This window comes from Thioalkalivibrio sp. ALE16 (genome assembly GCF_000381305.1).
Classification (GTDB): Bacteria; Pseudomonadota; Gammaproteobacteria; order Ectothiorhodospirales; family Ectothiorhodospiraceae; genus Thioalkalivibrio.
In genome coordinates this window covers 107,478-130,280 of sequence record NZ_KB906355.1, presented here as the reverse complement: position 1 = coordinate 130,280, position 22,803 = coordinate 107,478, and the positions used below count along the sequence as shown (strand labels likewise).

The window sequence follows — 22,803 nt, the reverse complement described above, 5'->3', positions numbered from 1 at the left end:
CCGTGGCCAACCCCTCGCAAATGCTGCGGATTATGATCGCCTGTATACGACCCTGTACATGTATCGACCACCCCGCGAAAGACTTGAGCCAGCGACCCGGCCCGGGGAAGCGCTCAGTGTTCCCCTGAGGAGCCGAAAGGACGCTCGGCCGCCGCCAGCACGCGGCGAAACCCCTCGAAGGCCACCGGGGTCAGGTCCAGATCGTGCGCACGCCGGTCGGCATAGACCATGCCCAGTACGCGGTCGCCATCGCACAACCGGGCGACGAGACAGTCCACCCCGCCGGTCAGGCGGCGGACAGCCGCCGGCATCTCGTCATGGATGCGTCGGCGATCCCACCACTGGGCGGCGTCCTCCTCCAGGACCCGACCCAGCGGTCCGAGCGCGGACCGGTTGATCACGAAGTGGCTGAACTCCGGTTCGTGCAGGGTCCCGACCAGGTGCTCGGCGCGGAGGCTCTCCCCATCGCGGGACAGACGGGCGAATACCACCCGGTTCAACCCCACGCCGAACTGCATCACTCGCAGCATCCGGCGTATCCGGGCCTCGCGATTCGTTTCCTGTTCGAGGGCGTGGAGCCCGGTCTCCAGCAGGTCGGCCCGCGGCATCAGGGCCAGGCGCGGACGATAGCGCTCGCCCAGCCAGACGCGACCGGGGGTCTGCGGGTCCAGCGGCGGCCGCTGATAGACGGCGACATCCTCGTTGAAACGCTCGATGACCGCGCCCACGCGGTCCGCGGCCTCCTTGTCCGTCAGCCCCATCAGACCGGCCAGCAGTCCAAGGTCGCGATCGCCGCGCGCGGTGTCCATGCCGCGGAAGACCTGCCAGGCCACGGCGCTCGCGACCATGACCTCATAGGCCCGGTGATGGGCCGCGTTGACCGCGCGCAGCGTGCCCTGTACCAGTTCCGGCAGGGCCATCTGCTCCGCCATGGCGCGCGACAGGTCGTCCGTCGCATACCCCAGCGCGGCGTAACTGGCCTCGTCCGGCAGGGCGCTGAGCTCCAGCATCTCCAGCAGCCGATCCAGGCGCGGCTCGCCCTCGGCCAGCAACGCCAGAAGGCCCAGCTGGTTCAGCAGGGCCGCCAGCGCCACCTCGCCCGGCTCGGTGTCGTGGCGCTTGTGCGCAATCTCGCCTGCGATCATTGCCGCCAGCCGCGACTGCGCCGCCAGCTCGCGATAGGCCTGGGGTCTTGTGACCACATCCGCGACGCGCGGGGCCTCGGCCGCCTCCCGGTGCACGTTCTCCAGGCCCAGCATGGAAATCGCGTCGCCCACCGAGTGCACCTCCTGGCGCAGACCGCGACGCGAGGCGTTGGCCCGCCGCACCAGGCGCAGGCTCAGGCCGGGATCGCGCTCGGCGTAGCGCGCCAGTTCGCGCAGGGAACGATTCACCAGGGCATCCGGGTCCGCAAACACCGCATCGCTGGCTTCGAGAATCGGCCATTCCAGCGCCGCCAGGCGCGCGGCCTCTTCCATGTAGGGCGCGTCCTTGTCCAGGGACATGCTGTACCTCGCGCAGGGGAGTCGTTATCGTAAAGCCCGTCAACTATAGCAACGCATGCGGGCGGATACCCTGTCCGGCATGGCGCTTCAGCAATGTGGGGTCGCGGTCCGTGAAGTATTTTCTGGGTATCGTCATCGTTTTTTCTTCGGTCTTCGGTGGATACTACTTTCATGGCGGCGACCTCCGGGTCATGTGGCAACCCTACGAGTACTGGATCATCGGGGGCGCGGCGCTCGGGGCATTTCTGATCGCCAACCCGCCCCGCGTCGTCTTCACCGTCTTCAAGTCCATCCCCAGCCTGATGAAGGGCAGCAAGTACAAGTCGGACGACTATCTCGACCTGCTGGCCATGATGTACAAGCTGTTCACCAAGGCCCGCAAAGAGGGCCTGATGGCGGTGGAAGCCGACATCGAGGAGCCGGAAGAAAGCGAGGTCTTCAAGGCCCATCCGCGGATCCTGCAGGATCACCACGCGATGGAGTTCATCACCGACTACATGCGCCTGATCATCTCCGGCAGCATGAACCCGCATGAGCTCGATGCCCTGATGGACCTGGACCTCGAGACCCACCACGAGGAATCGCACCAACCGGCCCACGCGGTTCACCGTGTGGCGGAGGCCCTCCCCGGCTTCGGTATCGTGGCGGCGGTCCTGGGCATCGTAATGACAATGGGCAAACTCGACGGGTCCATCGCGGAAATCGGCTCAAGCGTGGCGGCTGCCCTGGTCGGCTCGTTCCTCGGGATTCTGCTGGCCTACGGCTTTGCCGGGCCGACCTCGACCGCCCTCGAGTCCCGTGCCCAGGAGGAGGCCAAGTTCCTGCAGTGCATCAAGGCCTGCATTCTCGCCAATGTCCAGGGCTACAGCCCCCAGGTCGCGGTGGAGTTCGGCCGCAAGACCATGGAAAGCGCGATGCGCCCGAGCTTCTCCGAACTGGAAGAGTACGTGAAGGGGGCCTGAAGGCCACCGGATCACTACCATGGGAGTCGAAGACAAGACCCAGCCGATCATCGTCAAGAAGAAGGTGGTCCAGGGCGGCCACCACGGCGGCGCGTGGAAGATCGCCTTTGCCGACTTCACGCTCGCGATGATGGGCTTCTTCCTGGTGATGTGGCTGCTCGTTGCGCTGGACGACGACCAGCGCGCCGGGATCTCCGAGTACTTCCAGAACCCCTCCGCCTTCGTGGGCGAAGCCGCTGCGCCGGGCCAGGCGCCCGGCGACGGAACCGGCGTGGACCCATCAATCATCGACTTCGAGGGTATGCCGGAGCTCATCCAGGACCCGGAGGCCATGGAGGCCCCGACAGGGATCGATGAAGAAACCCTCGACGAGCTGGCCGAGGCGCGCGACCGCGAGGCCCTGGAGACCCTGCAGGAGGCGCTGGAAGAAGCCCTGGACCGAAGCCAGGCGCTGGAGCCCTTCAAGGACCAGCTCCTGCTGGACATCACGCCCGATGGCCTGCGCATCCAGATCATCGATCGCGAGAACCGACCGATGTTCGACAGCGCCAGCGCGCGTCCGCTGGAGCACGCCGACGCGATCCTGCGCGAGCTGGCCGGCCTGATCAATCAGGTCCCCAACCGCGTCTCGATCACCGGCCACACCGACGCCCGCCCGCTGCTACGCCCGGACTACACCAACTGGGAGCTCTCCGCCGACCGCGCCAATGCCGCCCGCCGCGCCCTGATCGCCGGCGGCACCGAGCCCGACCAGATCGCCCGGGTGGTCGGCCTGGCGGCCAGTGTGCCGTTCAACCGCGAGAACCCCGAGGCCGCGATCAACCGCCGCATCTCCATCATCGTCCTCAACAAGGAGGCCGAGGAGGCGATGCGCGACAGCCTCGAGAGCGAGGGTGTACGCGCCGACACGCTGGGGCCGCCCGAGGAAGACACCGGGGCGCCGGACACACCACCGGGCGAGGAGAGCTGAGTTGGCACAACACCGCGATATCCCGCTCAACCTGATCACTGGCTTTCTCGGCGTCGGCAAGACCACCGCCATCCGCCACCTGCTCGCGCAGCGCCCGGAAGGCGAGCACTGGGCCGTGCTGGTCAACGAGTTCGGCGAGATCGGCGTGGACGGCGGCCTGCTCGCCGATACCGGCGTCGCGCTGGAGGAGATCCCCGGCGGCTGCCTGTGCTGCGTCTCCGCGCAGATGTTCACCGTCGGGCTCAATCGGCTGATCCGCAGCCAGCGCCCCGACCGCATCCTGATCGAACCCACGGGCCTCGGTCACCCGGCCCAGATCATCCGCACCCTGACCGAGCCGCCCTACGCCGGCGTACTGGACCTGCGCGCCACCGTCACCCTGATGGATGCCCGCCACCTGGCCTCGCCGCGCCACCGGGAGCACGCGAACTGGCGCGACCAGATCGCCCTGGCTGACGTGCTGCTGGCCAACAAGGCCGACCTCTACAGCGAGGCGGACCGCGAGGCGTTGCAGGCCTTCGTCGCGGCGATGCCGCCACCACGCCCGCTGGTCGTGGAGACCACCCAGGGCCGCATCGAGCGCGACTGGCTGGACCGCCCGCGACTGGATCGGGGCGGCGCCCTGTTCCCGGAGGCCCGCGACTTTCTCGCGTCCACGAGCGCGGATGCGCACGCCGACCACGACCACGACCACGACCACGACCACGACCACGACCACGACCACGACCACCAGCATGATGACGCGACTCATGCAGCCGACGAGTGGGTCACCATCGACACCCGCGGTGACGGCTACATCGGCCGCAGCTGGCTATTACCCGAGGGTCAGGTCATCGACCATGGCGTCCTCGCGCGTCTGGTCGACGGCTTTGCTGGTGACCGCCTGAAGGGCCTGGTCGAAACCGAACAGGGCTGGCACCGCCTCAACCGGGTGGACGGACACGGCGGGCTGGAGCCGATGGATGCCCCGGACACCCCGCTGCGCCCGCGCATCGAAGCCATCCTGCCGGAATCCGAAACCGCCACCCTGGATGATCTCGCCCGCACCCTCGAGGCCGCCCACGCGCCGAACCGCTGATCGGTCGTCGTTAGGCACCCACACCTCGCCACCTCGAAAGACTCGCGGGAAAGACTCGTAGGATGTGATGAGCGAAGCGAATCACATCGGTCGAAAGGCGGCAACCTTCCGGGTATTCGATGGTGATGCGTTTCGCGGCGCTCAACGCACCCTACGAAGTGGGCGATGCAAGCCAGGCGGGGTCGAGGAAAAACAGGACGGTGATCGCCGCACCGATCCCGGTGACGACGTGGCGATACCCCGCCTCTGGCAGGCGGCGCACGATCGCCATCCCGACACGCGCCCCGAGGATCGCCCCGGCCCCGACCGCCAGCAGGCCGGTGGCCACCACCTGGCCACCCGCGATATAGACCACGACGGCCATTAGTGTCAGCACCGAGGACAGCAGGTTCTTGAGCGCGTTGGCCCGGGGCAGGTCCGTCACACCCTGGCCGCGCAGGATCGCCATCAGCAGGATCCCGACGCCGCCGTTGAAATAGCCGCCGTAGGCGCAGCCCAGCCCCGCGCCCAGGGCGCGCAACGGCCCCGGATGCGGCCGCGCCGCCTGGCGCTGCAGCCAGGGCCCCAGCGCGAACAGCACCGTGGCGACCAGCAGCAGCCAGGGGATCAGGACACGGAAAGCGGCGTCTCCGGTCAGCAGCAAGGCGACCGCGCCAACGGCCCCGCCAAGCACGCCCGCCAGCAGGAGCCCCCAGGCCAGCCGCGGCCCCAGCTCCTGCCAGGCCCCGCGCAGCCGCCTCCCGTCCGCGAGGACGCTGGCGAGGTATCCGGGCAACAGCGCCGCGGTCCCGGTGGCATTTGCGGCCACCGGGGGGACGCCCACACTCATCAGGGCCGGCAGGGTCAGGAAGCTGCCGCCCCCGGCCACCGCATTCAGCAGCCCGGCCAGAAAGCCGGCCACCACCAACAGGATGGCGACCCCGGAAAAATCGAAGTCCATCACCGGTCAGCCGACCGGGGAGCGCCGCTCAGGTGACCTTCCGGTCGCTGAACTCGGCCCGGTAGAACCACTCGTTGCCGGGCAGCGAATTGGGGTTGGGGAAGACGATGAACCCGGGCTCCGGCGCGCGCACCTCGGTCCCGTCCGCGCGGATGCCGATCAGGTCGCCCGCCTGCAGCGGGTCGAAACTCTTCCATTCCTGCGCGAAACGGTCGTCGGGATGATCCCGGTCGATCACCTCCACCAGACGCAGCACCTCCGGGTCGTCCTGTCCCGCAGCGGCTGGCTCCGGCAGCATGCCGAGGTGAGCCAGCGTGTTGATGATGGCGTTGTAGGCCACCACCGGGGCCTGCGGGTCATCGTGCTGCCCGCATTCCAGGGTCACGCCATAGCCGCCCTGGCTGCGCATGTACTCGGTGGTTCCGATCCCGTAGCTGGGGTCGGTGCTGAGGATCTGCGCGCGGTGGCTGGCGTTCGGGTTCTTCATCCGCGCCGCAACACCCCGGGCATAGGTATCCAGCCAGCCCTCGACCATGCGCCGCGGGCCCAGGCAGGCCGCCAGCGCCTCTTCCTCGCGCGCCTGCGCGAAGCCTTCCAGCTCGCCGTCATTGTTGCGCGGGCCGAGCATGATGAACGGCTGGCCCCCGGTGTGGAACGAGTGCAGGTCCAGCAGCACGTCGTGCGCCGCCAGCAGCGGGCACAGCACGTTGGCAATGCGGTCCTCGAAATCCTGCGGGTCTTCGGTCACGCGCAGATTGCGGTTCAGGTTGCGCTCGCCCATGCGCTGCCCGAGGTCATAGGCCAGCGGGTTGGTCCGCGGCACCAGGGTCAGGCTGCCCCGCAGCAGGTCGCGCTCGCGGGCCTCGAGTTCGGCATGGACCCGCTCGGCGGCCTGGGTCCCGCAGGTCTCGTTGCCATGCACGGCCCCCAGCACGATCAGCCGCGGGCCCGGCTCCAGGCCGTGAAAGGTGATCGTACGCAATGCAGTGGGACGGGACGAATCGGACATCGGGGCAGCTCCAGGCTGGGGATTCAAAAACGGGGATCAAAGGCTACCGGAGCCTCCCGGGCAACGCCACGGGAAACACTCAGACCGCTGTCAGTGCCCCGGTCTCCACCATCCAGTCCTGTAGCGCTGCGAGCTCCAGCGGTCGGCTGTAGAAGTATCCCTGCCCCAGGGCGCAACCGCGTTCGCGCAGGAAGGCCGCCTGCTCGGCGGTCTCCACGCCCTCGGCGATCACCTGCATGTTGAGGTTGCGCCCCATGGCGATGATGGTGGCGGCGATCTCGCGATCGGCGCTTTCACTGGCCACTCCATCGACAAAGCTGCGGTCGATCTTCAGCACGTCCAGCGGATAGGTCCGCAGGGCCGCCAGCGAGGAATACCCGGTGCCGAAGTCGTCGATCGCCAATTGCACACCCAGTTCTTTCAGGGCGGCCAGGCGCGCGATGGCCTGTTCGCCCTGCTGCATGATCGCCGTCTCGGTGATCTCCAGTTCGAGCTGTGCAGCGGGGAAGCCGGTCAGCGCCAGGATCTCCGCCACCCGATTCACGAAGTCGCCGCGCTGTAGCTGCACCGGCGACAGATTCACCGCCATGCTGAAGTCCTCGGCACCACGATCCAGCAACCGCCGGCCGGCGTCACAGGCCTCGCGCAGGACCCACTCGCCCAGAGCGACGATCAGCCCGGTATCCTCGGCAATCGGGATAAAGCGATCCGGAGGAATCATCTCGCCGTCTTCGGTCTGCCAGCGCAGCAACGCCTCCATGCCGAAGGGTTGTCCGTCCTCCAGTCGCACCTGCGGCTGGAAGTGCAGGCGCAGTTCGCCACTCTCCGTCTCCACCGCATGGCGCAGGCGGTTCTCGAGTTCCAGGCGCTCGTCGGCCGCGCGCGTCAGGGCCTGGGTATAGACACTCCAGGTCTGGCGCCCGGAGGCCTTCGCCTGATACATCGCCGCGTCCGCGTGCTGAATCAGCTCGGTGACCGAATCGCCATGCTCCGGATACAGGCTGATGCCGATACTGCCGTTCAGGTACACCGAGCGTCCGTCGCCCAGGATCAGCGGGTGCTCCAGGCTCGCCAGAAGGTCACTGGCGCAGTGCACCACGGCCTCGTCACTGGCCGGGTTCTCCGCCACCACCAGGAACTCGTCCCCGCCCAGCCGCCCGAGCGTGTGGGCCGGGCCGACCGCCCCGCGCAAGCGCCGGGCCACCTCCACCAGCACCTGATCCCCCACCGGATGGCCCATGGAGTCATTCACGTTCTTGAACCGGTCGAGGTCCAGATTCAGCACCGCGATGCGGTAGCCGTTCGTCCGGGCGCGTTCCAGCGCCTGTCCCAGCATCACCTGCAGCTGACTGCGGTTGGGCAGATCGGTCAGCGCATCATGCTGGGCCAGATACCGCAGCTCGTCCTCCGAACGCCGCAACTCCGACATGTCGGTCAGAACGGCGGCGTAGTGCAGGGCCTGGCCCTGCTCGTCGTAGACGGTATTGAGGCTCAGCCACTGCGGAGCGATCTCGCCGTTGCGACGACGGTTCCAGATCTCGCCCTGCCAGTGTCCCTCGTGCTGCAGGCTGTCCCACATGCGTCTGAAGAACTCCGCATCGTGGCGCCCCGACTGCAGAAAACTCGGGTTGCGCCCCATCGCCTCGCCCTCGGAAAAGCCGGTAATGTCGACGAAGGCCGGATTGACCGCGACGATCCGGGGCGTCAGGTCGGTAATCATGATCCCGTCGCGGGTGCTCTCGAACACCGCCGCCATGCGCCGCAGGCCCAGCAGCGCCTGGCGCCGCTCCAGGGCTGCCCCCAGACTGGAGGCGACAATACGCGCCAGGCTCTGGTCCGCCTCGGTCCAGCGCTGCGCACGCTGCACCCGGTCCAGGGCCAGGAAGCCGCGGTACTCGCCTTCCACATACAGGGGTACCACAAGAACCGCCTGACTTTGTCCAGCCTCCATCACCTCGCGTTCATCGTCCGGCAGCTCGCGGGTCAGCACCTCCACCGCGCCGCCGCCCTCCAGGATGGCGTGCCAGCGTGGCAGGACCGATTCCAGGCTCAGGTTGCTCAGCGGGGGCGGGCGAATCGCTTGATCCGTGTCCGTGCGCACCCAGTAGTAGCGGTGCACATCCAGGGCTTCGCGTACCGCGTGATCGAGCTCGGCCACCAGTACATAGGCGCGATCCGCATGCGCCTCCTGTCCCAGCTCGGCCAGCAGGCGGTGGATCACGCTCGCGGGGTTGTCCTCGCGCAACAGCTCCACGGTCAGCTCCGCCGCGGTACGCAACGCGCGCTCGCGTGCTCCCAGGGCCTGCGACACGCGCAGCTTCTGCGCCGCCAGCCCCGCGATCTGGGTGAACTCGTCGATGAGCACACGCTCGCCGGGGAGCGGCCCGCGCGGCTCCCCCAGATAAATGCCCAGGGTTCCCAGAACCCCGCCGTCGGCATCGCGGAAAGGGAACGACCAGCAGGCTCGGAAACCCGCCCCGCGCGCAAGGTCGCAGAACCCGCTCCAGTTGGGGTGCGTTCCACAATCCTCGACAATCACGGGCTCGCCGCTCCAGGCAGCCTCGCCGCAGGAGCCCATGCCCTGATCCGCACGCGTGCGACGCATGGCGCTGCGCAACGGGTCCGGCACGCGAGGCGCGGTCGCCGCCTGCAGCTCCTGACTGTCGGCATCCAGCAGCATGATGTAGGCGTGCAGGTCGGGGGCCAGCGATTCCAGCCCCTTGACGACGTCCTCCAGCAGACGCGGATCGCGCTCGCCGGTCGCCAGGCGGGCGAGCACGTTCGCGCGCACCTCCTGGACCCGCTGGTCCAGCACGCGCCGGGTCACGTCCACGAGGCTGCCGGACAGCCCCGCCGGCTCCCCTGCGTCATCCAGCTTCACCTGGCCACGCAGTTCCAGCCAGCAAAGTGAACCATCCGCCGCGCGCAGGCGGATCTCGGTCTCCAGTCGCCCGTCGTCGGCGTCCGCGGCCCGGGCCAGCAGTTTCGCCGCCGCACCCCGATCCTCCAGCGACATAAAGGCGATCATCTCCTCGCCGATCGCGGCTTCGACCGCATGTCCGGTAATGGCCGTCCAGGCGGGATTGAGAAAGCGCCAGCAACCGGCGGCGTCGGTCTCGAACACGATATCGCCAGCGCGCTCGATCACCTCGCGGTAGCGCCGCTCGGAGGCCGCCAGCGCCGCCCGCTCGTGGCGCAACCGGGCCCGGGCATGGACCTGATCCAGCAGCACCGGGAGCGTCTTCAGGTAGCCGTCGCGCTTGACCGCGTAATCCTCCACACCCATGCGCAGGGCGCGTGCGGCCAGGTCTTCCGTGCCCTGCCCGGTCACCAGGATGGTGGGCAGGTCCAGACCCCGCTCCTCGCGCACCAGCCGCGCCAGCTCGAGGCCGTCGATACCGGGCAGCCGGTAATCCACCAGCAGCAGGTCAAAGCCGGGCTCGGCGGAGGCCTGCTGCGGCAGTGCCGCCAGGGCCTCCTCGGCGGTGTGAACGGTCTCCAGCCGGATATGCGGCGCGGTATGCGCCAGTTCGCGGCGGGTCAGGCCGACATCGAATTCGTTGTGCTCGGCATACAGCACCCGCAACGGTCCATGGGTGCCGGCCGCGCGCAGTTCGCGGCGGGCGCGGGCATCCACCACCCGCGCCGGCAGCCGCTCGAGGTAATCATCCGCCTTGGTCAGGTAGTCGTCAGCCCCCGCCCGGAAGGCCGCGACCACCGTCTCCTGTTCGCCGTGACCGGTCAGCACCAGCACCGCCTCGCCGCGCCCGGCGGCGTGCAGCTCTCCGATCAAGTCGAGACCGCTGCCATCCGGCAGGCGCAGATCCTCTACCACGCAGTCAAAGGCCTCGCCCTCGGCCAGTGCAGTCCGCGCCTCGGCCAGCGATGCCGCCAGATAGACCTCGGCACCGGGCACCTCGCGCTCGAGTATTCGGCGCTGCAGGTCGGCATCCGCCGGGTTGTCTTCTACGAGCAGGATTCGCATCAGGTCGCTTGCAGGGGGCGCCGCATATTCAGGTCGGCGGGTGGTTGAGCAGGCACCAGTACAATTCCACCTGTTCGGCGACTTCGACAAACTTGGCAAAGTCCACTGGCTTGACGATGTAGGAGTTGGCCCCGCAGTCATAGGCGGTCGTGATGTCTCGATCCTCGCTGGAAGAGGTCAGCATCACCACCGGGATGCGCCGGAAGCGCTCATGCTCGCGGATACGCCGCAGCACCTCCAGCCCGTCCACCTTGGGCAGCTTGATGTCCAGCAGGATCACCGCAGGCGGCGCCAGTTCGCCCCGCTCCCAGCGTTCGAGAAAATCCAGGGCCTCCACCCCGTCACGCGCGACCTCCAGCGGGTTGGTGAGATTGCGCCGTTCGAAGGCGCGGCGCATCAGGTCGATATCCACCGGGTTGTCCTCGACCACCAGGATGGAAGGCTGGCGCGCGGCGTTGCTCATCGGGGGAATTCCACGTGGAAGCTGGCACCCTCGCCCGGCGTGCCCTCGGCGCGGATCTCGCCGCCCAGGCGATTGACCGCACGCCGCACCAGGGCCAGGCCGACGCCGGTCCCCGGGTAGGCCTCGGCGCGATTCAGGCGCTGGAAGATATCGAAGATGCGATCCTGAAACGCCATGTCGAAGCCGATTCCATTGTCCCGTATCGAGATCCCGAGCGTAGCACTGCGGGATTGTGCCTGCACCGTCACCTGCGGTGTCTCGCGTTCGGCACTGAACTTGAAGGCATTCTCCAGCAGATTGCGCAGGATCAGGGCGACCCCGTCGGGGTCGCTCTGGAACACCAGGCCGGGATCGACCTCCAGCGTGACCTCGGCACGTTCGCGCAGGGCCGGGTCCACCGACTCCAGCACCTCCTCCACCAGCGCCCGCACCCGGACCTCCCGCTCCTCCAGCGGCCGGCGCTCCATGCGCGAGTAGGCGAGCAGATCGGAGATCAGCTCGTTCATCTGCGCCACACCCTGACGAATATTGCGCACAAAGGTGCGCCCCTCGCCCTCCAGCTGCTCGCCGTAGTCCGCCTCCAGCAGCTGGCTGTAGCCCTCGATTCCGCGCAGCGGTGCCTTCAGATCGTGGGACACGGCGTAGGAAAACGATTCCAGTTCCTGGTTCAGCGCCTGCAGCGCCGCCGTACGCTCGGCGACCCGCTGCTCCAGTGTGGCGTTCAGGTCGCGCAGCTCCAGCTCGTTGCGCTTGAGCTCGGTCACCTCGAGCACCGTGCCCTGTACGTAATGCATGCCATCGGGGCGTTCGATCGGCGCCTCCATGGTGATGCTGAACCAGGCCTCGCCACGGACCTCCGGACGCGCCTTCAGCAACAGCCGGCGCGGCCCGGGCCGTCCGCCCTTAAGCAGGGCCTCCATCGCATCGGCGAAACTCGCCCCGTCCTCGGAGTCGAGGTCGAAGAAGTCCCGGGCGAAGGATTCCAGTGTCGGCGTGCCAGACCGGGCATCACAGCCCAGCAGGCCATACAGCCGGTCCGACCACCACATCTCGCGAGTCTCCAGCAGGTACTCCCAGCTTCCCAGCCCCGCGTGGCGTTCCGCCTGGCTCAGACGGTCCACCTGGCGCGCCAGTGCGGCCTCGGCCTGCTTGCGCGCCTCGATGTTGCGCAGGGTCACCAGCAGCAGCCGCTCGCCGGCGATCTCGGTGGCCTGCAGATTGGCCTCGACCCAGAACCCATGCCCGTCGCGGTGGCGCGCCCGCCACTCGAAGACCAGCTGTTCGCCGCGTCGCGCCCGTTCCATCAGCGCCTTCTGACGCTGCACATCAAAGCCGCTCTCGTCCGCGCTCAGCTCGTCCACGCTACAGGCCAGCAGTTCAGCCCGGCTGTACCCGTACATCTGCTCGGCGGCGGCGTTTACTCCAATCAGGGCCTCGGTATCCAGGTCCTGCAGCAGGATCGCCTCCTGCACGTTGTCGAAGATCGCGCGGAAACGCGTTTCCGAGTCGCGCAGGTCCTGCTCGGCCCGCAGGCGTTCGGTCACGTCCAGCAGCAGGCCGTGGATGCGGGTCACCCGACCGGCCTCGTTACGGGTAAGCCAGGTCCGGTCCTCCAGCCAGATCCAGCGGCCCTCGCGGCTTCGCAGCCGATAAAGCTGCGTGTATCGATCCGGGCCGCGGTCGATATGCGCGGCGACATCGGTCACGATCCGGTCGATGTCCTCGGGATGGATCAGGTCGGCGTAGTTGGTCTCGCCACTCAGGAGGGCATGGCGGTCGATCCCCCAGCGCGCGATATTCGGGGAGACAAAGGTGACGGGCCAGCCGGGCGTGGTCGCCCATTCGATCGCGACCACCGGCGAGCGCTCGACGATCCCGGTGAGCCGGCGCGCCTCGCGCGAGGCGCGATCCCGCGCCCGCAGGGGGTAGTAGATCAGCAGGAACAGGACGATGGCGGTGAGAATCACGTAGCCCCAGCCTTTGAGGGTCTGCAACTGACCCAGCAAGGTCACATCGTCGACCATCAGCAGAAGGGCACGGTCGGACAGGGCGATCCATGCCAGTCCGAAGACCAGATACACCACGGCGATGATCGCCGCGGTGCGTCCGGCGCTGGGCTTCCCGACCCTCTTCCCGTCTTTCTCCATCAACCCTCCAGGCTGCCGTGGAGACGCGCCCGGCCTTCCCTGCGAGCACCCGTCCTGACTCGAGCATCGACCACCCGGCGTCAGGGCGCAAGGGGGCAACGGACGCCCGCCCGCATACATACGGCCGCGCCCGGCTGCCCGGGGTCCGGCGAGGGCTTCGGGGCACCCTCCGAAAATGCTATTCTTCGCCGCTCCCGCAAGCGGACGCAGCGATGTTCAAGCAACTCGAAAGCGAGCCCCGTGGCGAGCGCCACCCGACCCCGGAAGTCCTGGAACGCCTGAAGCTGAACGCCGACGGCCTGATCCCCGCGATTGCCCAGCAGCACGACACCGGCGAGATCCTGATGCTGGCGTGGATGAACCGCGAGGCGCTGGACGAGACCCTGGCCACGGGGCGCGTGTGCTACTACTCGCGCTCGCGCCAGGCGCTGTGGCGCAAGGGCGAGCAGTCGGGCCAGGTCCAGCAACTGCACTCCCTGCACCTGGACTGCGACGGCGACACGCTCCTGCTGAAGGTCGACCAGACCGGGCCGGCCTGCCATACCGGGCGGCGCAGCTGCTTCTACCTGCAGGTCGAGAACGACAGCGTCGTCGTCACCAGCGACCCCGAGATCGCGCCCGAAACGCTGTACGGCAAGGATCGCGGCCAATGAGCGAGCCCCGGACCCTCACCCTGCACAACACCCTGGGCGGGCGCGACGAACCCTTCGTGCCGCAGGACCCGGAACGGGTGACCCTCTACGTCTGCGGCCCCACCGTGTACAACCGCGTGCACATCGGCAACGGCCGGCCCGTGGTGGTCTTCGACGTGCTGTTCCGCGTGCTGCGCGAGCTCTACGGCCCGGACCACGTGATCTACGCCCGCAACATCACCGACGTCGACGACAAGATCAACAAGGCCGCCGCCGACAATGGCGAACCCATCGCAGCGCTGACCAAGCGCTTCACCCGCGCCTTCCACGAGGACATCGCCGAACTGGGCACGCTGGAGCCCACCCTGGAGCCGCGCGCGACCGAGCACATCCGGCCGATGATCGAGCTGATCGAGCGCCTGATCGACCGCGGCCATGCCTACGTCGCCGATGATCACGTACTGTTCGACGTGACCTCCTACCCGGAGTACGGGGCGCTGTCCGGACGCTCGCTGGACGACATGCAGGCCGGCGCCCGGGTCGAGGTGGCCGACTACAAGCGCCACCCCGGCGACTTCGTGCTGTGGAAGCCGGCCGCCGCGGGCGAGCCCGGCTGGGACAGCCCCTGGGGCAACGGCCGGCCCGGCTGGCACCTGGAGTGCACGGCGATGATCCGCAGCCACCTGGGACCGATGATCGACATCCACGGCGGCGGCCACGACCTGGTGTTCCCGCACCACGAAAACGAGATCGCCCAGGGCTGCGCGGCCGAGGGCTGCCACGAACACGGCACACACTACGCCCGCTACTGGGTGCACAACGGCCACCTGACCATCGACGGCGAGAAGATGTCGAAGTCGCTGGGCAACTTCCAGCTGCTGCATGACCTGCTGCAGCACTACCCCGGCGAGGTCCTGCGCCTGGCGCTGCTGTCGCGCCACTACCGCGCCCCGCTGAACTTCTCGGAAGAGACCCTGACCCAGTCGCGCAACAGCCTGAACGGCCTGTACCGCGTGCTGCGCGACGCCGCCGGCATCGAACCCGCCCCGGTCGCCGCCGCCGACACCCCGGTGTTCGCGGCGCTGCTGGACGACCTGAACACCCCCGCCGCGATCACCGCGCTGCACCGCATGAGCGATGCCCTCGCCGCGGCCGGCGACGACGCCGAACGCGCCCGGCGCAAGGGCGAGCTGCTGGCCGGTGCCGGCCTGCTGGGCCTGCTGCAGCAGGACCCGGGCGTCTGGTTCCAGGGCGCTGCCGGCGATGACGACCTGGGCGCCTGGGTGGAGGAACGTATCGCCGCACGCCAGGCCGCGCGCAAGAACCGCGACTTCGCGACCGCCGATGCCATCCGCGACGAACTGACGTCCAACGGCATCGAACTCGAGGACACTCCGGACGGCACGCGCTGGCAGCGCACGACCTGAAGCCGATGCGCATCCGCACCTGGCTCATGCTGACCCTGGGCCTGCTCCTGCCGGCCACGGCACTCGCCCATCCGCACGCCTGGATCGACCTGCGCGTGGGCCTCGTCTTCAACGACGCCGGCGAGCTGGTGCGCATGGAACAGTCCTGGCGGATCGACCCGACCTACAGCCACATGCTGCTGCAGGACCTGACCGGCGAACTGGACGGCGGCACCGACATCGACGCCGCACTGGAACACGCCGCCGAGCGCATGCGCGAGAACCTGGCCGGGCACGACTACTTCACCGAGCTGAGCCTGGGCGACCAGCGCCTGGACGTCCCGCCCGCTCGGGAGGCCCGCCTGACCCTGGAAGACCGCCGCCTGCACCTGCGCTTCGAGCTGCCGCTGGCCGATCTCGACATCGTGGCCGGAGACGCCTTCACCTACCGCGTGTTCGATCCCGAGTACTGGATCGAGATCCTGCACGACCCGGACGACATCGTCTTCGTCCAGAACCAGTCCGGCTGCGAAGTGGCCATCGCCAAGCCCCGGCCGGACCCGCAGCTGATCCGCTACGCCGCGACCCTGGAACGCCAGGACCGCAGCCCGGTCGACAATCTCGGGCGCCACTTCGCGGAGACCGCCGCGCTGGAATGCGACTGAGCCCGGCGCCGCTTCGCAACCGGACGTCGCACACACCACCCGACCCGCCGCGTGTTATACAGTAACGCCATGCACCACGTGATTCCCCGAGTCCGGCCACCGCTACACCTCGCCCCTCCGGGGCTGCTGGTGCTGCTCGCGTTGCTGGTGCTGTGGGGCGGTCCGGGCCTTGCGCAGGCCGAGACCGGTCATCCGCTTGGCGCCCCGACCGAGGCGCCCGCCGAGCGCGGGAGCCCCGCTGCCCCGGACCACCTCGATACCCCGGCCCCACTGGCCGACCCGCCCGGCCCCCTGGAACGCCTGACCGGCTGGATGCTCCAGACCCAGCGCCAGCTCCACCGCAGCCTGACCGAGGGCCTGCACGCCCTGCGCGACGGCCCCACCGCACACACCGCCGGCGCCCTGATCCTGGTCAGCCTGCTCTACGGGATCTTCCATGCCGCCGGCCCTGGCCACGGCAAGGCGGTCATCAGTGCCTACCTGCTGACCCAGCCGCAGAACCTCCGCCGCGGCATCCTGCTGTCCACCGTCTCGGCACTGGCGCAGGGTGTGACCGCCATTGTCCTGGTCGGTGTACTGATCGGCCTGTTCGGCTGGCTGGCGCGGGACACCCTGGGGCAGGTGCGCACCCTGGAGATCGCCAGCTTCGCCCTGGTCGCGCTGCTCGGGCTGTGGCTGATGGCCCGCGCCCTGCGCCACGCCTGGCGGCTGCATCGCGCGCATCGGGCCGCGTCCGTCCATGGACACGACCACGACCACGACCACGACCATGGCGACACACATGGACATGAACACGACGCCGACTGCGGCTGCGGCACCCCGCACCACGTGGACCCCAACCACCGCGGGACCTGGTGGGGCACCGTACTGGCCGTCGGCATCCGTCCCTGTTCCGGGGCCGTGCTGATCATGGCGGTCTCCGCCGCGCTGGGACTGGCCTGGGCCGGCGTGGCGGCCGTGCTCGCGATGTCCCTGGGGACCGCCGCCACCGTCTCCGTGCTGGCGACCCTCGCCGTTTCGGCACGCGACTGGACCCGGCGCTGGCTGGGCCCGACCCGCATGGGCCGGCTGACCTACATCGGCCCGGCCCTGGGCCTGGCCGGTGGCGGCGTGATCGCCCTGATCGGTCTCAGCCTGGTACTGGGCGCCGTCGCCTACCAGCCCGTGGCCCATCCCTTAGGGATTCGCTGAAGTCACCGGGCTTGCCCCGCCCGCGTGCGTCCTCTAACGTCCGGGACAACCGAACCCCGCTTGCGAGGACGCCATGCCGTCGACCACCATCACCCCGGAACAGGCCCCGACCCTGCCCGCGCTGTTCCGCACCCGCGTGTCCATGAGCCCGGATGCGCCGGCCTATCGTCACTTCAGCGCCGCCGACGAGACCTGGAAGCAGACGACCTGGAGCGAGATGGCCGCGATGGTCGATCGCTGGCAGGCAGCGCTGGCGCGCGAGGGCTTCAAGCCCGGCGAACGCGTCGCGCTGATGCTCGGCAACTCGCGCGAGTGGGTCGCCTTCGACCAGGCCGCCACCGAACTGGGGCTGATCACCGTCCCGCTGTACACCGATGACCGCCCGGACAACGTCGCCTACATCATCGGCCAGACCCAGGCACGCCTGCTCCTGCTGGGCGAGAGCGCGCACAGTCGCCGCCTGTCCGAACACTTCGCGAACATGCCCTCGCTCAAGCGCATCGTCTGCCTGGGCCACACCGACGGCCAACCCGAAGACGAGCGGGTGATGGACCTCGAGAGCTGGCTGGAGCGCGGCGACCCCGAGCGTGTACACCGCCCGGACCTCGACCCGCTGGCCCTGGCCACCATTGTGTTCACCTCCGGCACCACCGGCCGGCCCAAGGGCGTGATGCTGTCGCACCGCAACATCCTCGACAACGCCTGCGCCTCCGCCACTGCCGGCCCGCTGTCGGATGCCGACCGCTTCCTGTCCTTCCTGCCGCTGTCGCACATGCTGGAGCGCACCGGCGGCTACTACATGCCGATGCTGATCGGTGCCGAGGTCGCGTTCGCCCGCTCCATCCAGGGGCTGGGCGAAGACCTGATGTCGGTCCAGCCGACCGTGCTGATCTCGGTTCCGCGCATCTACGAACGCGTACATGGCCGCATCCAGGCCGGCCTGAAACAGAAATCCGCGCTGGGTCGCGGGCTGTTCAAGGCCACCGTGGCCATCGGCTGGCGCCGCTTCGAATATCAGCAAGGGCGCGCGTCCTGGTCACCCGGCTTCCTGATGTGGCCGCTGCTGGAGCGCCTCGTCGCGCACAAGGTCCTGGACCGCCTGGGCGGCAAACTGCGCTTCGCGGTCTGCGGCGGCGCGCCCCTGCCGCCGCCGATCGCCCGGTTCTTCATCGGTCTCGGCCTGCCGGTGCTGCACGGCTATGGCATGACCGAATCCAGCCCGGTGGTCAGCGTGAATACCCCGGACGACAACCTGCCCGCCTCCATCGGCAAGCCGCTGCCCGGCATTGAGGTCAAGATCGGCGAGATGGACGAACTGCTCACCCGTTCCAGCTGCGTGATGCTCGGCTACTGGAAGAACGAGGAGGCTACCGCCAGCACGATCGACGAGGATCGCTGGCTGCACAGCGGCGACCAAGCCCGGATCGACGACGATGGGCACATTTTTATAACCGGGCGACTGAAGGACATCCTCGTGCTCACCAACGGCGAGAAGGTCCCGCCGGCGGACATGGAAATGGCCATCGCCCTGGACGCCCTGTTCGACCAGGTCATGGTCGTGGGGGACAGCCACGCCTTCCTGACCGCCCTGGTTGTCCCCGAGCCCGAGGCCTGGGCCACCTTCGCCGAGGACCACGACCTCGACCCCGGCACCGCCGGCCGCCTGCCGCGCTCCGCCGAGCGCGCCCTGCTCCAGCGGATTCAATACCAGCTGCGCGACTTCCCCGGCTACGCCAAGATCCGCCACGTGCACGTAGTGCATGAACCCTGGTCGGTGGACAACGGCATGCTCACCCCGACCATGAAGCTCAAGCGCCCGGTCATCTCCCAGCACTACGCCGACGCCATCGAGGCCATGTACGCCGGCCACGACTAGGATCCCTTTCTATATTCACCACGAAGCGCACGAAGGCACGAAGAAGGTCACGGTCAAGGTCGAAAGCGTTTCTACCACGGAGGACACAGAGGGCACGGAGAAATCCCTTCCTGGGTGGGCAGGACGCCGATGACCAGCATCCCAGCGCGTCCATCCTATGGAGCGAACCGGCCGCGATGCGGTTCGCTGTGATCAACGCACCCTGAGCACCCGAACAACTACAGTGTTCTCAGTGCACTCCGTGCTCTCCGTGGTTCAATCGCCCTGGCCCTTCTTCGTGCCTTCGTGCGCTTCGTGGTGAAAATGTCCTTTCAGCTGCGGCATGAAGCCCGAAAACGAAAAAGGCCCCGCAGCCGGGGCCGCGGGGCCTTGAGGGCGCGCCGGGCGCGCCGCCGGTTCAGATGAACAGGCAGATGTCGGACTCGCCGGCGAACTCGAAGAACGCCGCGGCCCCGGCGTATTCCACGCCGTCGATGAATTCGCTGGTGTCCATGTCGAACAGGTCCACCGTCATCTGGCAGGCAATCATGCGCACCTCGGCCTCCAGGCACAGCTCGCGCAGGTCGCCCAGATCGGAGACGCCCTTGGCCGCCATCTTCTTCTTCATCATCACGGTCATCATCTTCTGCATGCCCGGCAGGGCCTGCAGCATCACCGGCATGGGCATCGGCATGGGCATGCCCGGGTTGCCCAGCGAAGTCACCTGCAGATCCAGCTTCTTGCGCAGCAGTTGCAGACCATAGAAGGTGAAAAACACCTCGCAGTCATAGCCCAGTGCAGCCGCGGTGGAGGCCAGGATGAACGGGGGATAGCCCCAGTCCAGGCTGCCCTTGGTGGCAATAATGGCCATTTTCTTCTGATCACTCATCTTTACTCTCTCCTCCATTGGTAACAGGAACCGGACCCGCCACAGCCCCCTGCGCGATCCGTCCCCAGTTGGTTAAAGCCCTTGGTCTATCCGGCTCACTGCCCCGACGCCTGACGCCCCCTGCGCCAGTCGCGAATCAGTGCACATCCGGCACAAACCCCCAGCGCCGCCATGCTGGCCCATACCGAGATGGGCACCAGAATCATGGCCAGCGCAAACATGAGCCACGCCAGTATGGTCATCGTTCTCCTCCTGCACAACGTTTGCGGCCAGAAGCCGCATCGGTTGGTCGCCTTGCTTGTGGTTGCGAGCCATCACGCGAGGAGGAGGCACTCGACCTCCTACCCCTGGCGCTTCTCCGGCACCTCCGGCTCGGCGTAATCGCGGGGCGCATCCGTGCCCGGCGTCGGTTCCGGGGCCGGGGCTTCCGGCTCCCTGGGATGGTAAACATCGGTGGCCGAGGCACGCCCGCCCTGCCGCGAGACCGGGCTGGCATCCACGAACTGATTGTTCAGGCGCTGGATATAGGCCTCGGCGCGGTCGCGCAGCTGATGCAGGCGGCTGATCATGCGGCGCCCCAGGCCCAGTGGCGCCCGTCCCATCATCGGCTGCCAGGGGCGCGTGTTCTTCTCGAACGCCGCGCGCCAGTTCCCGGCGGCGGTCTCGGTCGGCAGGGTCCGCGCGATGCGCCGTGCCAGCCAGCGGCGGTTGAAGAAGTGGATGCCGCCCAGCACGATCGCCAGCACGACGAGCCCGAAGCCCGTCATCATCGGACGCTCGCCCATGGCCTGCCAGACGCTCCCGTCGGTCCAGGGCGCGATGCCCCCTGCCGACTGGTACCCGATCAGGCCCAAAAGCACCGCGACCACGGCGAACATCCCGGCATCAAACTGCACCACCCGGCGGCGCCACTTCTCCAGCGCCTTCTTCAGGGCCGGCAGGGCGTCCATCTCGATGGATTCGGCGATGGCCTGCAGCGAGCCCAGGATGCGGTAGGAGCGCGAGGAGCTGATCTCCTGGATCTTGGCGTGGATCTCCTCGCGATCGCGGCGGGACTTCTCCTCGTAGCGCTCGCGCACCTGCGGATCGCCGATCTCCACCGCCGCGCTCTCGTTGTACAGGCAGTAGAAGCGCCCGGTCGCGTTGCCCTGGCGTACCACGGCCCGCTGCCAGGCGGAGACGACCTCCTCCAGGTTGTCCTCGCGCCAGGTGGTGTCGATCTGGTTGAGGATGAACACCAGCTTGGTGAAGTCGTTGCGCTCGGCGACGCGGTTGACCAGGTGCTCCAGGGTGTCGCGCATCGCGCCCGGTTCCGGGTGGCGGGCGTCGAAGAACACCAGCACCAGATCGGACAGATCGATGATGTGATCGGTCAGCTGCAGGATGGTCGCGCGCTGCTCGTCGGCATCGAAGCCGGGGGAGTCGATGATGATGCGGCCCCGCAGACGCTCCGAGCGCGCGGTCTTCATCGCCAGGAAGTGGTCTACCGTGCGCCCGCCGCCGTCGGTAATCCGCTCGATCTCGTCAGACACCCGATAGAACGGGAAGCGCGGATCGCCGTCCAGAGCCAGCCCCGGGAGTTCCTGCACATGCTCGCTACCGCCGTAGCTGATCACGGTGAACTTGTCGTCGACTGCCTGCGAACCGCTGCGCTGTACGGTCGTGCCCACGTACTCGTTGATGAACGTGGACTTGCCGGCGGAGAAGGTGCCCAGCGTGGCGATCATCGGCCACCAGGAGATGCCAAAGGCGTAGGAATCCTCCGTGGGATCCAGGAGGCCGGCCGCATAGCCGACCCGGTCCAGATCCCGGAACGGATCGACCACGCCTTTCAGGACCGGATTCTCTTCGGCAAGGCGGTCGCTCAGCAGCTTGAGCTGCTTGCGCACGCGAGGGCCAGGACGATTGAACATGCGGACTCCGTCAGTCAAAACGCGCGATCAGCGCGGGTAATACGGCCCTGGGGAACCCCGGACCGGACCGCCCTGATCGGTGAATGGGTTGAACATGTTCATCATACCCATGGGGCCGCCCACATTGCGATTCAGGCTCCACATATCCTGCTGCATGCCCGTGATCGAGCCCGCCATCACGCGAGTATCGCTTGTCATGGAGCCGATGTTGGCATCCATCGACTGCGTATTGCCGGCGATCACCGCGACCTCGTCGTTCATCACCCGCATGGTGTTGTTGATGTCGGTCATCTGCCGGTCCATCGACGCCATATGCCCCGCGATGGTGGACATGTCGCGGTCCATCACCTGAGTCATCTGGGTGATCTCCTGGGTAAGCTGGCCCACATCCCGGGTCAGGCTGGTGATCAGCCAGAAGCCGTAGATGGCCAGCACGATGAAGGCCACCAGTGCGGTATAGACGATCAGTTCCAGACGCCGGGAACGGGCATCCGCCTTGTCGGCCTCGTCACGGACCTCTGCAAACTCGCTGCTACTTTCTTCACTCATTGAACGCCCTTTGCTGTTTCATGGAAACGGGAGCCATCCCCGTCAGAAGGCGCCAACGGCAGCGCGATCGATAATTTCCTCCAGGGATTCCTTCACAAACACCGCCTGCTCGTGCAGATCTTCGGGCAACGGCCGCCCCCCGTGGATCATCGGGTTCAGGTCCAGGGTCATCAGCCACAGATTGCCCTCGGCATCCTCCTGCAGCACGATCCGGCAGGGCATATAGGCCGCCATCGCCGGGCTGTGTCGGACCATCTGCGCGGCGATGGCCACATCGCAGAACATGTAGATCTTCAGGAACGGGAAGTCCTCGCCGGTCACGCTGCGGACCTCCTCGCCCATCGGCAACTCGCCGACGTTCCGAATATTCAGCTCGTTGGCCACCAGGCGCAGCACATCCTCCACGTCCTCGACTTCAAGCCCCTCGTCCACCTGGCGCTTGTAGACCATGGCCTCCGCGGCATCGCCCGTCTCCAGTACCGTCCGGGCCATCTGCGAATAGACCTTGGGCGCCTGGGCGTCCAGGGAGCGTGCCTGGCTCAGGTAGGGCTCGAAGGCGAAGATGGCATACCCCACGCCGATCAGCGCCAGGAGCCCGATCACGACCAGTGCATTGCGGATGAAACGCATGAAGCTCTCCTCCT

General features: G+C 67.8%; 19 protein-coding genes. 8 read left to right on the top strand and 11 right to left on the bottom strand.

What is annotated here, in order from left to right:
- Nucleotides 1-113: 113 nt before the first annotated feature.
- Nucleotides 114-1,505, bottom strand: a complete 1,392-nt coding sequence (locus F627_RS0102550) for an HDOD domain-containing protein (protein ID WP_018876172.1) — start codon at nucleotides 1,503-1,505, stop codon at nucleotides 114-116.
- Nucleotides 1,506-1,615: 110 nt separating this feature from the next.
- On the opposite strand from F627_RS0102550, the gene motA reads away from it, so the two are divergent.
- From motA to F627_RS0102535, 3 genes are read left to right on the top strand one after another with little or no spacing between them, the layout of a single operon-like run.
- Entirely contained in the window at nucleotides 1,616-2,467 is an 852-nt protein-coding gene (gene motA / locus F627_RS0102545; protein WP_018876171.1) for a flagellar motor stator protein MotA, read from the top strand.
- 19 nt (nucleotides 2,468-2,486) lie between these two features.
- Entirely contained in the window at nucleotides 2,487-3,437 is a 951-nt protein-coding gene (gene motB, locus F627_RS0102540; protein ID WP_019583177.1) for a flagellar motor protein MotB, read from the top strand.
- Nucleotide 3,438: 1 nt separating this feature from the next.
- A complete protein-coding gene (locus F627_RS0102535; protein WP_019583176.1) occupies nucleotides 3,439-4,515 on the top strand; it encodes a GTP-binding protein in 1,077 nt (358 codons plus the stop codon).
- Nucleotides 4,516-4,666: 151 nt separating this feature from the next.
- Here the strand turns inward: F627_RS0102535 and F627_RS0102530 are convergent, their stop codons facing one another.
- The 5 genes from F627_RS0102530 to F627_RS0102510 all read right to left on the bottom strand — a co-directional run bounded on the left by F627_RS0102530 (nucleotide 4,667) and on the right by F627_RS0102510 (nucleotide 12,996).
- Nucleotides 4,667-5,455, bottom strand: coding sequence for a sulfite exporter TauE/SafE family protein (locus F627_RS0102530; protein WP_019583175.1), 789 nt, complete (start codon nucleotides 5,453-5,455; stop codon nucleotides 4,667-4,669).
- 28 nt (nucleotides 5,456-5,483) lie between these two features.
- The gene (locus F627_RS0102525; RefSeq protein WP_019583174.1) at nucleotides 5,484-6,464 is read right to left on the bottom strand and encodes a M14 family metallopeptidase; all 981 of its coding nucleotides are present in this window, start codon (nucleotides 6,462-6,464) and stop codon (nucleotides 5,484-5,486) included.
- A 79-nt stretch (nucleotides 6,465-6,543) separates the two neighbouring features.
- On the bottom strand, nucleotides 6,544-10,449 hold the full coding sequence (locus tag F627_RS0102520; RefSeq protein WP_019583173.1) for an EAL domain-containing protein: 3,906 nt from the start codon (nucleotides 10,447-10,449) through the stop codon (nucleotides 6,544-6,546).
- Nucleotides 10,450-10,477: 28 nt separating this feature from the next.
- Nucleotides 10,478-10,912 carry a response regulator gene (locus tag F627_RS0102515; protein WP_017941524.1) on the bottom strand — a complete coding sequence of 145 codons (435 nt, stop codon included), beginning with the start codon at nucleotides 10,910-10,912 and terminating at the stop codon, nucleotides 10,478-10,480.
- Nucleotides 10,909-12,996: a PAS domain S-box protein gene (locus tag F627_RS0102510; RefSeq protein ID WP_026332004.1), complete on the bottom strand. Its 2,088-nt coding sequence runs from the start codon at nucleotides 12,994-12,996 to the stop codon at nucleotides 10,909-10,911. Before F627_RS0102510 ends, F627_RS0102515 begins: the two co-directional genes overlap by 4 nt.
- Before the next feature lie 275 nt (nucleotides 12,997-13,271).
- On the opposite strand from F627_RS0102510, the gene hisI reads away from it, so the two are divergent.
- From hisI to F627_RS0102485, 5 genes are all read left to right on the top strand, one after another.
- Nucleotides 13,272-13,712, top strand: a complete 441-nt coding sequence (gene hisI / locus F627_RS0102505; RefSeq protein ID WP_019583171.1) for a phosphoribosyl-AMP cyclohydrolase — start codon at nucleotides 13,272-13,274, stop codon at nucleotides 13,710-13,712.
- Nucleotides 13,709-15,118, top strand: coding sequence for a cysteine--tRNA ligase (cysS, locus tag F627_RS0102500; protein WP_019583170.1), 1,410 nt, complete (start codon nucleotides 13,709-13,711; stop codon nucleotides 15,116-15,118). The genes hisI and cysS overlap by 4 nt, the downstream gene beginning before the upstream one ends.
- Nucleotides 15,119-15,123: 5 nt before the next feature.
- On the top strand, nucleotides 15,124-15,762 hold the full coding sequence (locus tag F627_RS0102495; protein WP_017941520.1) for a DUF1007 family protein: 639 nt from the start codon (nucleotides 15,124-15,126) through the stop codon (nucleotides 15,760-15,762).
- A gap of 69 nt (nucleotides 15,763-15,831) precedes the next feature.
- Nucleotides 15,832-16,953, top strand: a complete 1,122-nt coding sequence (locus tag F627_RS0102490) for a nickel/cobalt transporter (RefSeq protein ID WP_042835151.1) — start codon at nucleotides 15,832-15,834, stop codon at nucleotides 16,951-16,953.
- 73 nt (nucleotides 16,954-17,026) lie between these two features.
- The gene (locus F627_RS0102485) at nucleotides 17,027-18,829 is read left to right on the top strand and encodes a long-chain fatty acid--CoA ligase (protein WP_019583168.1); all 1,803 of its coding nucleotides are present in this window, start codon (nucleotides 17,027-17,029) and stop codon (nucleotides 18,827-18,829) included.
- A 397-nt stretch (nucleotides 18,830-19,226) separates the two neighbouring features.
- On the opposite strand, the gene F627_RS0102480 is transcribed toward F627_RS0102485, so the two are convergent.
- The 5 genes from F627_RS0102480 to F627_RS0102460 form a co-directional block, all read right to left on the bottom strand.
- Nucleotides 19,227-19,697, bottom strand: coding sequence for a DsrE/DsrF/DrsH-like family protein (locus F627_RS0102480; RefSeq protein ID WP_017941517.1), 471 nt, complete (start codon nucleotides 19,695-19,697; stop codon nucleotides 19,227-19,229).
- A 95-nt stretch (nucleotides 19,698-19,792) separates the two neighbouring features.
- Nucleotides 19,793-19,939, bottom strand: a complete 147-nt coding sequence (locus F627_RS17105) for a hypothetical protein (protein ID WP_018866467.1) — start codon at nucleotides 19,937-19,939, stop codon at nucleotides 19,793-19,795.
- Between the two features lie 99 nt (nucleotides 19,940-20,038).
- Nucleotides 20,039-21,610 (bottom strand): dynamin family protein, encoded by a 1,572-nt coding sequence (locus tag F627_RS0102470; protein WP_019583167.1) that lies wholly within the window; start codon nucleotides 21,608-21,610, stop codon nucleotides 20,039-20,041.
- A 27-nt stretch (nucleotides 21,611-21,637) separates the two neighbouring features.
- Complete coding sequence (locus F627_RS0102465; protein WP_019558284.1) at nucleotides 21,638-22,159, bottom strand: hypothetical protein; 522 nt, start codon at nucleotides 22,157-22,159, stop codon at nucleotides 21,638-21,640.
- Between the two features lie 42 nt (nucleotides 22,160-22,201).
- Nucleotides 22,202-22,789 (bottom strand): DUF302 domain-containing protein, encoded by a 588-nt coding sequence (locus F627_RS0102460; protein ID WP_018866464.1) that lies wholly within the window; start codon nucleotides 22,787-22,789, stop codon nucleotides 22,202-22,204.
- Nucleotides 22,790-22,803 lie beyond the last annotated feature (14 nt).